Source organism: Corynebacterium hesseae (assembly GCF_037850265.1).
Taxonomy (GTDB): domain Bacteria; phylum Actinomycetota; class Actinomycetes; order Mycobacteriales; family Mycobacteriaceae; genus Corynebacterium; species Corynebacterium hesseae.
Genome location: NZ_CP137211.1, coordinates 2,100,002 through 2,114,136 on the forward strand (window position 1 = coordinate 2,100,002; position 14,135 = coordinate 2,114,136).

Here is a 14,135-nt window from a genome sequence, read left to right on the forward strand (position 1 = left end):
CCCGCTATCCCCGATAGCGAACCTACTGCGAGGCTGTGCGAAATGGTCTCAGGAGGATCTCGTTTCGACCGGCTTTACCGAGAGGAGAAAGGTTGGGCAGCAGCGTATGGCGAGTTCAATTGGTATGCGAACCAGCCAACTCAATCTAGGGGCTTTTCTCGTACCAGCCCCATTAACCAGGAATTTTGTCCCTCCGGTTGCGGGGCCCACGGTGCTGTTTTAGTCTCTGTGCCCATGGGGGATATCGAAACCTACATCCGCCTTCGCAACTCGGGGATTGCGCTGGTGGAAAACATTCCTGGCTCACCTGATGAGCTCCGCGCGCTCGGCGCTTCTGCTTCCGATGCCGCCGAACTAGCACGCCTTAACCAGGTGTACTTCGGGCCCACCCGATTTAGCGGCAAGCAACGCAAAGCCCGCCACGCAGCCCTCACCCAACGCCACAGCCTGGGCACCCTCACACTCATTGAGTCCTACACCGCAAAAGTCAAGAAAACCCTCGACGCCTGGAACCTGCGAATCAAACTCGCAGGAACACCCGCACACCGCATCCCCACCGTCGCCGCCACACGGCTGAAAGAACTGCGCTCCAAACGCATAGCCAAACCAGGCGTGCGCATCACCTACCGGGAACAAGGCCCCAACACACTCTCCATAACTGACGATGCCACCACGATTGCCAACATGCGCGGCGTCCTCGAATCCACCAACACCACTGACCTGCTTCAAGCCGCCAACGACATCTTCTTCAAAGAGGGCACCGGTTCCAAACCTGCGGTGCGCACCCAAATCATCGTCACCCTCAACGAGCTCGACCAAATCATCAACGGCGACGGAGACGACATCGAACTCAACCTCACCAACGGCGGGCGCATGACCGGGGCAGAATTCCTCACCCACAAGTTTGCCGAAATAGGGTATGCCACCATCGTGCACCCTATTGAAGGACCCATCGACACCTTCCGGCTAGAGCGTGGAGCAAACTTCAAACAACGCCTTACCCTGCATGCTGAATTCCACACCTGTTCAAGACCAGGCTGCAATAAGCCGGCAGACTACTGCCAAGTCCATCATTTGGTGCCCTGGCAGGCAGGCGGCTACACCAACATCAAGAACCTGACCTTCCTGTGCGCCTACCACAACGGCATCAACGACGATGACCCACAAAGGCCTACCGGGCGTGGCTACATGTACCGGCTCAACACCGGGGTCAGCTTCATCCCACCCTGGGGCACACCAATCACCGCAATGCCCGAATACCAAGAAGCACTAGCCAGACTCAACGCCGAACAAGCAGGACAACCACCAGAGGAACCACCCGACAGCAGCTAACATCCACCAAACACAGCAACGGCAGGAAGGAAACAGCTAACCACCAGTGACAACACTGCCACCCGCGGACCACATCAAGGCACGCGGGCACATCGGTGATCCTTAAGTCAGCGCACTCGTCGGCCTAGGACAGGTTGAGACGAAAACCGGTGATCCCTGCCTGAACTTCCCCGGAATAGTGGGTGCACTGGTTCTAATTCAATACCGTGCACATAAAAGACTTGTTATCGTACTAGTAGCTACAGTGACCGAAGTTTTCACGCATGAAAGGACTACTCGTGACTAACCAAGTAAGCGTGTGGAAGATTGCCACCTCAATCGCAGTCGCGGGCAGCATCCTCCTGCTTATTATTTACGTGGGTCTAAGCCGCTATTACAACTCACAAGAGCTCGCCATGCTTGTGGACGGCGCCACCGCCAACGGCCAGGACTACTCGGTGACAATCCACAATCAGCTCACCGGCGGCTACTCCTTTAACGCCCAGTAGGCAGGCTGAAAGCGCCATATCAAACCGGGCGCTTTCAGCCTCCAACAGCGCAAGTTCGCCCTGATTAGCACCAATAGCTCCAGACAGTGATGGTGGCCCGACCGGTACCGGAGGTGCTCGATGCGTTAGTCGGCGTCCGTGGACAGCGCCGCCACGAAGGCCTCCTGCGGCACGGAAACGGAACCGATGGACTTCATGCGCTTCTTACCGGCCTTCTGCTTCTCCAGCAGCTTGCGCTTACGGGAGATATCGCCGCCGTAGCACTTGGCCAGCACGTCCTTGCGCATCGCGCGGATGTTTTCACGCGCGATGATCTTCGAGCCGATGGCCGCCTGGACCGGCACCTCGAACTGCTGGCGCGGGATGATCTCCTTGAGCTTCTTCGTCATCTTATTGCCGTACCACTGCGCGGAATCACGGTGCACGATGGCGGAGAAGGCATCCACCGGATCACCATTGAGCAGGATATCCACTTTCACCAAGTCCGCCAGCTGCTCGCCAGCCTCCTCGTAGTTGAGAGAAGCATAGCCCTTGGTGCGGGACTTCAGCATGTCGAAGAAGTCGAAGATGATTTCACCCAGCGGCATGGTGTAGCGCAGCTCCACGCGGTCCTCAGACAGGTAGTCCATGCCACCCATCTGGCCGCGCTTGGACTGGCACAGCTCCATCGTCGGGCCCACAAACTCCTCCGGCACGATGATGGTCATCTTCACAATCGGCTCGTGAACCTCACGCAGCTTGCCCGCCGGCCAGTCGGAGGGATTGTGCACATACGATTCCTCGCCGTCTTCTGCCACCACGCGGTAGGTCACCGACGGGGCGGTGGAAATCAGGTCCAATCCAAACTCGCGCTCCAAACGGTCACGCGTGATTTCCATGTGCAGCAGGCCCAAGAAGCCACAACGGAAGCCGAAGCCCAGGGCCACGGAGGTCTCGGGCTCGAAGGTGAGGGAGGCGTCGTTAAGCTGCAGTTTCTCCAGCGCATCGCGCAAGTCCGGGAAGTCTGCCTGGGAGATCGGGAACAAACCCGAGTACACCATGGGGTTCGGGTCGGCGTAGCCCTTGAGCGGCTCGCTCGCGCCATTCGACGCCCACGTAATCGTGTCACCCACCTTGGTCTCACGCACGTTCTTTACGCCGGTGATGAGGTAGCCTACCTCGCCCGGGCCTAGGCCCTCGCACTTCTGCATGGTCGGTGAAACAATGCCCACCTCCAGAAGCTCGTGGTTGGCACCCGTGGACATCATGGTGACCTTCTGGCGCGGGGTGAGCTTGCCGTCCATCATGCGGATATAGGTCACCACGCCGCGGTAGGTGTCGTAGACCGAGTCGAAGACCAAGGCGCGGGCCGGGGCATCGGGCCCGAACTCGGAGGTGGGCGCCGGGACAAGCTCCGCAACCTTGTCCAGCAACTCCGCCACGCCCTCGCCGGTCTTACCGGAGACGCGCAGCACCTCTTCCGGCTCGCAGCCGATGATGTGGGCGATCTCCAGGGAGTACTTCTCCGGGTCGGCCGCGGGCAAGTCAATCTTGTTAAGGACCGGGATGATCTCCAGGTCATTCTCCATGGCCAGGTAAAGGTTGGCCAGGGTTTGGGCCTCGATGCCTTGGGCGGCGTCGACAAGCAGGATGGCGCCCTCACACGCCTCCAGCGCGCGGGAGACCTCGTAAGTGAAGTCCACGTGGCCGGGCGTATCGATCATCTGCATGACGATCTCCTCCCCCTTCAGGGGACCGGACTGGGGAATCCAGGGCAGGCGCACGTTCTGCGCCTTAATGGTGATGCCGCGCTCGCGCTCGATATCCATGTTGTCGAGGTATTGGTCGCGCATGTCGCGCTCCTCTACCACCTGCGACAACTGCAGGATGCGATCAGCCAGCGTCGACTTGCCGTGGTCGATGTGGGCGATAATGCAGAAGTTTCGGATCTTGGACGGATCCGTAAACGTAGTAGCCGCGAAGTTTGTAGACATGCGTTTAGAATAGACGACATGTCTAGGTTGGCCCGCATTCTCGGCATCGGAGGCCCCGAGCCTGTCGACGCCGGCCTCGAGCGCATCACCGAACGCTTGGGGTTGAACCAGAACGATTCCGTGACGGAACCCCGCAAGGCCGCCGATATCCGCGTCGAGGCCGCCTCCGCCCACCCGCGCAGCGTCTTCTTCACCCCGGACATGGACGGGCAGGCTGACTCCGGGGAAGTCGTGTGGGTGTGGGCGCCCTCCGATGGCAAGCAATCCCCGCCGCGCGAGCGCGCCGTGCTGATTGTCTCCCGCACGCGCACCACGGTGCTCGGCCTGCTCATCTCCTCCAACCCGGGCCACGCGAACAAAGAAGAGTGGCTCGACATCGGCACCGGCGAGTGGGATGAAACCGGCCGGCAATGCTGGGTGCGGATGGATCGAGTGCTGGAGATTTCTGAGGAACAGTGCCGTCGGCAGGGAACGCTCTTCCCGGAGCGGCGCTTCGAGCGCATTGCCAACCGCCTGCGCTCCCGCTATCACTGGGCGTGATTTGGGGATTTAGCCTGAGCCCTGATAAATTTCTTGGGATGCCGGGGCACGCTGGCGGTCAGGACCTTGGGTCCGCCTTCCTCGGTAAAACATTCCTACGACGATAAGAGGTAGAACGATGGCAAACATCAAGTCCAAGCAGAAGCGCATCCTGACCAACGAGAAGTCGCGTCAGCGCAACAAGTCCGTACGCTCCGCCGTGCGTACCGAGATCCGCAAGTTCCGCGAGGCCGTCGCCGCTGGCGACAAGGCTGCCGCTGAGAAGCAGCTGCGCGTTGCTTCCCGCGCACTGGACAAGTCCGTGTCTAAGGGCGTCTTCCACCGCAACACCGCGGCTAACAAGAAGTCCGGCATGGCCACCGCCTTCAACAAGATGGCCTAAATGAAACCGCTCCTGAAGTGGGTAGGGGGAAAGCGCCAGCTTCTACCCGTTATCCACTCCATGCTGCCCGAGAGCTTCGACGCTTATGTCGAACCTTTCTTGGGCGGCGGAGCGGTTCTTTTTTCTTTGGCACCCGAACGCGCCCGGGTCAATGACCTGAACACTGAGCTCATCACCGTCTACGAGGTGGTCCGCGATGATGTGGACGAGCTCATCGCCCTGTTGAAGGGCTATCCGAATGAGTCGGATTTCTTCTACGAGATGCGCGCCCGCGACCGCGAGCCGGGCTTTGCGCACTTGAGCCCCGTGGAGCGGGCTGCCCGCACGATTTATCTCAATAAGACCTGTTATAACGGGCTTTATCGGGTGAATAACTCGGGCCAGTTCAACGCCCCGTTTGGCCGCTACGCCAACCCGAAGATCTGTGATGAGCCCAATCTGCGCGCTGTATCGGAGTACCTGTCCTCCCACGACGTGACGTTTTATAACGGCGACTATGCCGCGGTGGAGGCCAACGAGGGGGATTTCGTTTACTTCGATCCGCCCTATGATCCGGTCAACCCCACCAGCAATTTCACCGGCTACCAGTCGGGGGGCTTCGGCCGTGCGGACCAGATTCGGCTGAAGGAAACCTGCGATGCCCTTAATGCCCGCGGGGTAAAGTTCCTGTTGTCGAATTCGGCGACGGACTTTATCAAAGAGCTGTACGCGGACTATCGCGTCGAGATTGTCGGCGCTACGCGCGCGGTGAATTCCGTGGCCTCGAAGCGCGGCAAGGTCGATGAGGTGCTCGTGCGCAATTATGCTTAACGACGCCGCCTGGGACCGTGTCTATCCCCACCTCGCCGCCGACATCGCGGACCAGGGCTATGTGGTGTTGCCCGCCGCGAAGCTCAAGGAGCTTTCCGGGCGCGAGCCGCGGTTGATGGCCAAGCACGATTTTTCCGCCGCGCGCCCCGAGGTGCTTCGCCAGCACGGGTTGTCCATGCTGCCGATTCGCCGCGATGCCTACCTGATTGGCCGCTTTGACCTGTACCAGCCTTTCCCGGAGGAGGCCGGGCCGCTGAAGTCGATGCCGGTTCCGGGGCACATCCAGTCCATTGACTTCGAGAACTTGACCTCGGAGGCCGCAGCGTTGACCGCAGCACACTTAAGCGGCATGCTCGATGATTTCTTGGGCGGTGAGTTGGTACCGACCGTCAGCGGGCGCATGTCGACGCTCACGCTGCCCATGCGGGTCGGCGGACGCGATATCGAGGTGGACCGCGCCCAGATGGAGATCGACGCCGGCTTCGAATCCGCCGAGCACCTCGTACTCGTGGAAGCGAAGAACCACGTCTCCCCCGATTTCAACATCCGCCAGCTCTACTTCCCTTTCCGCCGCTTCTCGCTGGCACTGGATAAAGAAGTGGTGCCGGTGTATCTGGTCTATTCCAATGGCATCTTTCACTTCTACCGCTACGCGTTTAGGCAGCCGGAGGACTTCCGCAGCATCGAGCTGGTGAGCGCGGCGCGCTACGTTTTGGGCGAGTCCGGTGTGACTGATGCGGCGGTGCGCGAGGTTCTGGAGCACACGAAGGTCGAGGGCACGCGCGTTCCCTTCCCCCAGGCGGATTCCTTTGCCCGCGTCATCAGCTTGCTGGAGAACCCCGTGCCGAAGGCGGAGATGCCCGAGGCCTTCGGCTTTACCCCGCGCCAGGCTGATTACTACACCAACGCCGCCCGCTACTTAGGTTTGACCAAGCTCAGCGGCACGCGCGACGAGCGCAACCTCGCCCTCGTTGAGGCGCTGGCCTCGCGGCCGGTGTTCCGGGAGATGGTGCGGTTTGTCGTCGATAAGCACTGCGCTCTGAGCAAGGCCGAGGCGGCCGGGTTCATGCGCGCGGCGAACCTGGGCCTGGGTGAGACGACCCTGCGCCGCCGCTCCGCCACGGTCGCGGCGTGGTCCCAGTGGCTCAAAGAGCTACTCGAGCAGGCCTAGGCGGCCTGGATGCCGGCCCACACCAGCGCGCAGCCGGCCACCACGAAGAAGGCACCGGAACCGATGTCGATCCACGGGCCGGCGGCCAGCAGGCGGCGGCGAATCGCGCGGGTCGAGATGACCGCCGAGAGAACAACGAAAAGCAGGTAGCTCGACAGCGACAGGCTCAACACCAAAGCCACCGATACCCACACCGGCGGATGCGGCGGCAGCAGCGGGGCAACCATGGCGGCGAGGAAGAGCACGATCTTAGGGTTGGATAGGTTGGTGGCCAACCCCGTGCGGAAGACCTTGCCCACCGAGCCCAAGCGGGCGGCGGCCTCCTCCTCATCCACCGGCGGCTGCTTGCGCAGCTCCAGCCCGGAGCGAATGGAAAGCACGCCCATGAAGACGAGGAAGCAACCGCCAATCACCTGAATCAGGGAGAGAACTCCCGGGAAGGCGGTCAGCAGGGCGGCCGCGCCAAACACGGTCAGCGTGCACCAGAACAGCACGCCGACTTGGATGCCCGTCGCCGCCGCGATGGCGTGGCGGCGCGAGCGCGTGGCATAGCGCGTCACCAGCACGATGTCGGGGCCGGGTGCTGCCGCGCCGACGAGGTTCATGAGGAGGATGGCCGCAAACGCGGACCAGCTCATGACAGGCGCTCGAGAAGATCCTCACGGCCGAACATGCGAGCCGAGTCGAGGGCATTTGGCTGGCCGGCAGTGGGGTCGGCGCCGGCGTCGAGAAGGGCGTCGATCACCGCGTCTTCCTTCTTGAAAATAGCCCCGGCCAACGGCGACTGGCCGCGATCGTTGAGGAGGTTGACGTCGGCACCCGCCGCGGCGAGCTGGCGCACCAGCTCCGCATGGCCGTGGTAGGCGGCGAGCATGATGAAGGACTGCCCGTCCTGGTTCACCATGTCCACGTTGACGCCCTGCTTGATGTACTCGAGCAGCGTGGCATCGCCGTTGCGGGCAAAATCGAAAAGCTTGGTGGCAAAGTTCTGGATGTCATCCATGGAGGGTTAGTCTAGCGCGCCAGCTCCGCCACCCGCTTAACGGCCGCCTCGATGGCGAAGTCCTCGTCCCCGCCCTGACCCTTGACCGCGGCATCCAGCTCCGACATGAGGATCACGGCCTTGGTGATATTCTCTCCCGACCAGCGCCGCGCCACCGGCTGGGTGAGCTTGATGGCATAGGGCGCCATGCCGGTCTGGGAGGCCAGGGAATACTGATCCCCGCGCGCGGTGTAGAGGCGCGCGATGTTGCCCACCTTGTTCGCCAGGGCAGATGCAATGGCCACGGGGCTCGCCCCCAACTGCAGCGCGCGGCGGCACGTGGACACCGCCGCCTCCACGCGGCCTGCCACAGCGGCATCCGCGATATCCCAGTTGGCCACCTCGGCCACACCTACGTAGTACGCGTGCACCGCCTCGCGGGTCACCTTGCCGCCTGTGTCGAAGACGAGCTGCGAGATGGCGGAGGCGAGCTCGCGGAGGTCGGAGCCGACGCCGTCGAGAAGCGCCTGCACCACATCCGGTGTAGGCCGCACCCCATGCGAGGCGAACTCACGCGTAGCCCACTGCGCGAGCTCGTTCGGGTAGAGGGAAAAGACCTCATGCACCTCGGCCGTCTTGCGCAGCGCCGCGATGAGCTCCGGCGGCTTCTTCTTTTTCTTCAGCGTCTTCGCCGTCACCGAGTACATCAAAATGAGCGTGATACCGGGCATGGGATTAGCGCAGGCGTCGAGGAGGATCTTCGTAACCTCCTTACCGGCCCTCTCCACGTCGCTGATGACGATGACGCGGTCCTCCCCAAACAAGGAGGGGCTGGTGGCTTCCAGGATTTCGCCCTCGCTGACCTCGGAGGCCTTGAGCTTGGTTACCTCACCTTGTTGGATGGACAGGCGGGCGCGCTCGGCCAGGAATTCATCATCACCGAGGATGAGGTGCACGGGGGCAGAAGACATGCCTGTCATCTTAGCAACGCCGCAATGACCCACCCGCCAAGTAGGAGCATCGCGACGGGCCCCGCCGCCACGGTGGTCACCGGCATGGAGGAGGCGACGAAGTGGATCCAATCCGCCAGCGGCTCAATAAGGATCACCAGGGGCCTGCCCCACCCCACCTGCGCCAGGACGGCGGCGATGAGCCCCACGACGGTGATAATAGGCACGACCGGGGCCACCAGCACGTTGGCAATGACTGACACCACCGAGACCCGCCCGCTCATCAGCGCAATGAGCGGCATGGTCACGATGTCCGCGGCGATGGCGACCGCAAAGGCCCGGGCCACGATGCCCGTGCCCAGCACCCGCAATAGCAGCGGGCTGAGTACTACGATGCCGGCGGTGGCCGCGACGGAGAGCGCGAAGCCGAAGCTGACCGCTAGGTCGCTGTCCGCCGCGAGCAGAAAGAGCACGCCAAGAGCCAGGGCATGGAGCGGTTCCATCTTCGAGGAGCTGAGCACCGCCGCCAGTCCCGCCAGCCCGGCGACGGTGGCGCGCTGGACGGAGGGTTCCCACCCCACAAGTGCCACGAACAACGCCAACGCGCTTGCCGACGCCCCCACCCTCACCCTCTGCCCCGGCACCACCAACGCGGCCGCGGTGCACACGATGGCAACGTTGGAGCCGGACACAGCACTCAAATGCGATAGACCCGTGTCGATGTAGAGCTGCTTATCCTCGGGGCTTTGCAGGCTGGTATCGCCCAAGACCATGCCGGGGATGAGGCCGTTGTCACACACGGCGCGGAAGTTTTCTGCGACCGTCGCCGTCCAGCTATGGGCGTGCGCGGTGAGCTCACCACTAAAGACGGATGTGCCCACGCCAACCTGATCCGAGGGGCCGGGGTGACCGTGCACCGTCACCAGCGAGCCACCGAAGGCCTCCGGTTCCTCCTTGAGGAAGACGGGCAGCTGCGCCGGGTAGCCCGGCACGCGCAGGCGCACCATCCACCCGGATGCCGTCTGAACCGGGTCGGCGGCGAGCTTACCCGTCACCTCCGAGCCGAAGTGGAACGCCGCGGCGCGCACCGAGCGCACATAAGCCAGGGTGGCGAAGATGACTCCGCTCGCCGCGCACAAAATGCCCTGCCCGCGCCACTGACCGCGCGCTAGAGCGAAACACACCAGCCCGCCCAACAACCACGGATGCCCGAAAAGCACGGCGAGCGTGGCCAGCCACGCCACCACCGCAGCGGGCACGAGCCGCAGCTCTCTCACGGCCGGACCTTGTCCTTCAGCTTGGCGAACTTCGCCGGCCCAATGCCGGAGACGTCCATGAGCTGCTCCACGGTGGTGAAGCTGCCGACCTCCTCGCGGTGCGCGATGATCGCCGCCGCCGTGGCCGGGCCAATACCCGGAAGCTCCGTTAACTCCTCCTCGCTGGCGGAGTTGAGGGAAACGAGCCCCTCTCCCGCTGCCTCTAGGGCATTGGGTGGGCCGCCGACGGTGATCTGCTCGCCGTCGTTAAGCTTCTGCGCCAGGTTGAGGTTATCGGTGGGCACGCGCGGGCGCGCCACCTCGAGGGCGTCGTTAATGCGCGCGCCCGGCGCCAAGGTCACCAGCCCGGGCTGCTCTACCTCACCCACGACCGCAACCACGATATCCGCCGCTGCCTCGCTGCTCGGCGCGGCAACCTCATAGGGGTTCTCCGCACTGCGGCTCGCCCCCAGCCAGGCCAGGAGTGCAACGCCGGCTACGCCTACAACAGCCAGCGCCAACCAGGGCGGGACGCGCACGCGCGGAAAGTCGACGTTGAGCAGTTCTTCTTCCCCGGTCGGGCGGGTGAGGTCGCGGAGGCGATCAGCAATGGCGTTCATGCCCGCGACGCTACGCAGCGTCCACACCCCCCGTCGAGGGCTTAAGCCGCAGCCTGTGGATAACTTGTTGAAGACGTCAACAACGTCTTTAGCTCGGCTCCGCCGTCAGCTAAAGACCGCGGAGACGCCGATGGCTCCGGGGCCGACGTGGACTGCGAGGACGTCGGTAAGCGGCACCAGCATGAAAGAGGAATCCGGCAGGGCCAAACGCAGCAAGTCCTCCAGCCGGCGGGCCGAGACCTTGTCCTCGTTGTACTGCACCGCGATGAAGGCCGGCTTGCCCTCGGCGCGGGAGGCCACCAGGTCCACGAGCTTGGTAAAGGCCTTGGTTTGGGTGCGGGTCTTGCCCACCATCTCCAGCTTGCCGCCCTGAATGGCCATGATCGGTTTAGTAGCCAGGAGTGCGGTGGACAGCATCGCCGTGGCCGCGGACATGCGCCCGGAGCGGCGAAGCTCCTCCGTCGAGCTGAGGTAGACCAAGGTATGCCCGCGCTCAAGGGTGTTGATGGCCGCGGCATAGCACTCGTCGAGCGAAGCGCCCTCTTGCGCAAGCTTGGCCGCCGCCATAGCAGCCGCGCCCATCGCCATGCCGGCAGTGCCGGAATCAATAACACGCACGGTGTTCGGGAAAACGCCGGAAGCGGTCACCGCCGCCGACCACGTCGAGGACAGATCCTTCGACAGATGGATGGCCAGCACACCATCATCACCGGAGCGCTCCATCTGCCGCCCGTATAAAGCAGCCAGCTCAAGGGCAGTCAAACCGGACGTGGACAGCTCCGCGCCATCCTTGCCATGGCTTTCCATGACGTGCAGGTCCACGACGCAGATGCCGAGTTCCTCGACGATATCCGCCGGCAAGCCCGCGGCGGAATCGGTAACAACGCGGATCACTAGACGTCCGCCCCCGCGCCCCCGATGACGGCGCCACCCATATTCCAGCCGTCGAAGTACCACTGGGCGCGGCCGACGTTCTCCGGGGTGAATTCCAGCGGGGACAGCGGGCGTGCAGCATCAAATTCGGGCCGTGCGGTCAGCTGCGACCAGTGCGTATTCTTCAGCCCAGACAGGATCCCGTACTGGTGGTGCTCCAGGCCCAGAAGGTGGCAGGTCAGCGCGGAAATGGCACCGCCGTGCGCGACGACGAGGACCGCCCCCTCATCCCACTGCGGGTGATTCTGCATGAGCTCATCAATCACGGGGCGGGCACGGTTGGCCACATCGACGCGGCTTTCGCCCTGCGGCGGCGCCCAGGTGGGGTCGTGGCGCCACAGCGCACGCGCCCCAGGAAACTGCTCATCTACTTCAGCGGAGGTCATCCCCTGCCACTCACCGAGGTGGGTTTCGCGCAGGCGCTTATCGACGGACACCTCAAGCCCCAAGCGCCGAGCAATAATCTCGGCGGTATCGCGGGCACGGATGAGGTCCGAGGAGACAATCGCGGTAATCCCTTTGTCCTCGAGCAGATCCGCGGCGGCGCGAGCCTGGGAGTGGCCCGCTTCCGAAAGCTCGGTATCCAGGTGCCCCTGCATCCGGCCGGTGGCGTTATAGGTGGTCTGGCCGTGGCGGATGAGGAGGAGGCGGCGGGTCATAATTCGTCGTCTTCCGGCTCTGGCTGGGCCAGGGGAAGCTCATCGAAGGAGTCGATGTCGCGAGGGTTGACGTCATTGGACCACTCGCCGGGGCGCTCCGGGGTGTCTATACCGGGGATGTCGAGAAGCGGGCAATCGTGGTAGAGGCGGTCCAGGCCATAGAACTCGCGCTGATCGTTGCGCTGGACGTGGACCACGATGGGGCCGTAATCGAGCAGTACCCATCGGTTCTCGCGGTTGCCTTCGCGGCGCTTGGGCTCGAAGCCCTGCTTGGTCAGCTCGTCTTCGACTTCCTCCACGATGGATGCCACTTGGCGCTCGGTATCGGCGGAGGCTAAGACGAAGACCTCGGTAATCGCCAGCACGTCGGAAACATCGATAGCGGCGATGTTGGTGGCCAGCTTCTCATCCGCAGCCAGGGCGGCGGTTTCCGCCATGCGGCGTGCTTCATCAGTAATCGACATGACAATCCCTACACAAGTACTTTTCTGCTTAAGAACTCTAGTCTTACACGACAAGGCTCATTTTCCTAGTCGAATTCCCCCGCCCGACTACCGGAAAGGCGCAGACGTTACAGGGGCTTTTCCGGGTGCGGACCATAGAGGTGGTTCTTGGCGATGTATTGCACCACCCCATCCGGCACGAGGTACCACACCGGCTGGCCCTGCTGCGCGCGGGCGCGGCAATCAGTAGAGGAAATGGCCATGGCGGGGATTTCAATCAGCTCGATATCATCCTGGGAATCCTGCGGCAGCATGTCCTTGCGCAGGTCATAGCCGGGACGGGTCACACCGACGAAGTGGGCCATCTCCAGCATCTCCTCCCAGTTGCGCCAGCTCATGATGGAGGCCACCGAATCCGCGCCGGTGATGAAGTAGAGCTCGGCGTCCGGGAAGATTCCGCGCAGATCCCGCAGCGTATCGATGGTGTAGGTGGGCCCTTCGCGGTCGATGTCCACGCGGGAAACGGTAAAACGTGGGTTCGACGCCGTGGCCACCATGGTCATCAGGTAGCGGTGCTCGGCGGCGGTGACCTGCTTATCGGCCTTTTGCCAGGGCTGGCCGGTGGGGACGAAGACCACCGTGTCGAGGCGGAAACGGTGGGCTACCTCGCTGGCGGCGACGAGGTGACCGTTATGGATGGGGTCAAAGGTGCCGCCCATGATGCCGATGCGTTGCGGACTAGTCATGGCTGGTGAGTATACCGGCCACGGAGTCGATGACCTGCATGTCCTGCCCGGAAGGCTCCGCCAAGAAATAGGAGGCATGGCGCTCAGCCTTGGTGGCCAGGGCGCGGTTAGCGGCGTCGAGGGAGAAATCGCAGACGAAATCCCCTTCCAGGCAATAATCGACGTAGCGCTGCGCCGGCAGCCCGGTGCGGTTCTTAGCCCACGGCACCTGGTGCAAGGGATTGCCAAAGGTGAGCACACCATGCAGGCGCCCGGATTCTGCGAGGTACTCCTCCGTGCTTGTCGCGACGAGCGCTCCTTGCGAATAGCCAGCGGCTACCCAACGCGGGTGGCAGCCGGTGGTGGCCTCATAGTTGTCCACCACCTTCGGCGCATTGCGGGCGCCGGTGCGCAGGCTGTCGGCAGCTCCAAACGTCACCGAATACGCCATTTCCCCGATGGAATGCTCATGGAGAATCCCGAGCGCTCGCTGCACAAGCTGAAGCGGGCCCAGGTCTTCACCCTCCTGCGCCAAAGGCGGCAGGTTCATCGCGGCCGGGTACGCCTCCGGCCCCAAAGCCAGAACATAAACGCCATCCATTGTGCCGGGGTGGCGCTGCTCTACCTGATGGAACAGGGCGGCAAAGTTGCGTCCCTCAAAGCCGGTGGATTCCGGCGCACGCTCGGAGTAACGCTGCGGGCCTACGTATTCGCCCTGCTCCTCGTTCTGGTCTGAACCGCGTGCGACAAGCACCACGGTGTCGGGGCACGTGCCGACACCGCTCGCCGAGGCCACCGGCGCGCTGAGAAGGGACGCCACCGTACCAAGGGCGGCAGCTACACAGGAAACACGAAAAGAAAGAGACTTCAT

17 protein-coding genes are annotated in these 14,135 nt (G+C 63.1%); 6 read left to right on the forward strand and 11 right to left on the reverse strand.

Translation table 11 applies throughout. The features are described 5' to 3' along the window. Positions 1-234: 234 nt before the first annotated feature. Together R3O64_RS09880 and R3O64_RS09885 are read left to right on the forward strand one after the other, a co-directional pair. The gene (locus R3O64_RS09880; protein WP_339016828.1) at positions 235-1,332 is read left to right on the forward strand and encodes an HNH endonuclease signature motif containing protein; all 1,098 of its coding nucleotides are present in this window, start codon (positions 235-237) and stop codon (positions 1,330-1,332) included. A gap of 278 nt (positions 1,333-1,610) precedes the next feature. Continuing rightward, the gene (locus tag R3O64_RS09885) at positions 1,611-1,820 is read left to right on the forward strand and encodes a hypothetical protein (protein ID WP_070530478.1); all 210 of its coding nucleotides are present in this window, start codon (positions 1,611-1,613) and stop codon (positions 1,818-1,820) included. Positions 1,821-1,945: 125 nt separating this feature from the next. On the opposite strand, the gene lepA is transcribed toward R3O64_RS09885, so the two are convergent. Continuing rightward, positions 1,946-3,793 carry a translation elongation factor 4 gene (gene lepA, locus R3O64_RS09890; protein ID WP_070565201.1) on the reverse strand — a complete coding sequence of 616 codons (1,848 nt, stop codon included), beginning with the start codon at positions 3,791-3,793 and terminating at the stop codon, positions 1,946-1,948. Positions 3,794-3,811: 18 nt separating this feature from the next. On the opposite strand from lepA, the gene R3O64_RS09895 reads away from it, so the two are divergent. The 4 genes from R3O64_RS09895 to R3O64_RS09910 all read left to right on the forward strand — a co-directional run bounded on the left by R3O64_RS09895 (position 3,812) and on the right by R3O64_RS09910 (position 6,696). After that, positions 3,812-4,333, forward strand: coding sequence for a type II toxin-antitoxin system PemK/MazF family toxin (locus tag R3O64_RS09895; protein WP_070519531.1), 522 nt, complete (start codon positions 3,812-3,814; stop codon positions 4,331-4,333). A gap of 118 nt (positions 4,334-4,451) precedes the next feature. Continuing rightward, on the forward strand, positions 4,452-4,715 hold the full coding sequence (rpsT, locus tag R3O64_RS09900) for a 30S ribosomal protein S20 (protein WP_010190855.1): 264 nt from the start codon (positions 4,452-4,454) through the stop codon (positions 4,713-4,715). Further along, the gene (locus R3O64_RS09905; protein ID WP_339016829.1) at positions 4,716-5,525 is read left to right on the forward strand and encodes a DNA adenine methylase; all 810 of its coding nucleotides are present in this window, start codon (positions 4,716-4,718) and stop codon (positions 5,523-5,525) included. It begins immediately after the preceding gene. Continuing rightward, positions 5,518-6,696, forward strand: a complete 1,179-nt coding sequence (locus tag R3O64_RS09910; protein ID WP_339016830.1) for a type II restriction enzyme — start codon at positions 5,518-5,520, stop codon at positions 6,694-6,696. The genes R3O64_RS09905 and R3O64_RS09910 overlap by 8 nt, the downstream gene beginning before the upstream one ends. Here the strand turns inward: R3O64_RS09910 and R3O64_RS09915 are convergent. From R3O64_RS09915 to R3O64_RS09960, 10 genes are all read right to left on the reverse strand, one after another. Continuing rightward, positions 6,693-7,334 carry a LysE family translocator gene (locus R3O64_RS09915; protein WP_143334673.1) on the reverse strand — a complete coding sequence of 214 codons (642 nt, stop codon included), beginning with the start codon at positions 7,332-7,334 and terminating at the stop codon, positions 6,693-6,695. The two genes, R3O64_RS09910 and R3O64_RS09915, sit on opposite strands and share 4 nt — an antisense overlap. After that, positions 7,331-7,699: an ankyrin repeat domain-containing protein gene (locus tag R3O64_RS09920; protein ID WP_070530472.1), complete on the reverse strand. Its 369-nt coding sequence runs from the start codon at positions 7,697-7,699 to the stop codon at positions 7,331-7,333. The genes R3O64_RS09915 and R3O64_RS09920 overlap by 4 nt, the downstream gene beginning before the upstream one ends. 11 nt (positions 7,700-7,710) lie before the next feature. Continuing rightward, entirely contained in the window at positions 7,711-8,658 is a 948-nt protein-coding gene (holA, locus tag R3O64_RS09925) for a DNA polymerase III subunit delta (RefSeq protein WP_070519517.1), read from the reverse strand. Beyond that, positions 8,655-9,905: a ComEC/Rec2 family competence protein gene (locus R3O64_RS09930; protein WP_070624510.1), complete on the reverse strand. Its 1,251-nt coding sequence runs from the start codon at positions 9,903-9,905 to the stop codon at positions 8,655-8,657. The genes holA and R3O64_RS09930 overlap by 4 nt, the downstream gene beginning before the upstream one ends. After that, a complete protein-coding gene (locus R3O64_RS09935; protein ID WP_070530468.1) occupies positions 9,902-10,504 on the reverse strand; it encodes a ComEA family DNA-binding protein in 603 nt (200 codons plus the stop codon). Before R3O64_RS09935 ends, R3O64_RS09930 begins: the two co-directional genes overlap by 4 nt. A 105-nt stretch (positions 10,505-10,609) precedes the next feature. Continuing rightward, entirely contained in the window at positions 10,610-11,398 is a 789-nt protein-coding gene (locus R3O64_RS09940; RefSeq protein WP_250224238.1) for a DegV family protein, read from the reverse strand. Continuing rightward, a complete protein-coding gene (locus tag R3O64_RS09945) occupies positions 11,398-12,096 on the reverse strand; it encodes a histidine phosphatase family protein (protein WP_070530463.1) in 699 nt (232 codons plus the stop codon). The genes R3O64_RS09940 and R3O64_RS09945 overlap by 1 nt, the downstream gene beginning before the upstream one ends. Next, on the reverse strand, positions 12,093-12,560 hold the full coding sequence (gene rsfS / locus R3O64_RS09950) for a ribosome silencing factor (protein WP_070530462.1): 468 nt from the start codon (positions 12,558-12,560) through the stop codon (positions 12,093-12,095). The genes R3O64_RS09945 and rsfS overlap by 4 nt, the downstream gene beginning before the upstream one ends. A 107-nt stretch (positions 12,561-12,667) precedes the next feature. Further along, positions 12,668-13,285 (reverse strand): nicotinate-nucleotide adenylyltransferase, encoded by a 618-nt coding sequence (gene nadD / locus R3O64_RS09955; RefSeq protein ID WP_070530460.1) that lies wholly within the window; start codon positions 13,283-13,285, stop codon positions 12,668-12,670. After that, positions 13,278-14,135: a cutinase family protein gene (locus tag R3O64_RS09960; RefSeq protein ID WP_070597452.1), complete on the reverse strand. Its 858-nt coding sequence runs from the start codon at positions 14,133-14,135 to the stop codon at positions 13,278-13,280. The genes nadD and R3O64_RS09960 overlap by 8 nt, the downstream gene beginning before the upstream one ends.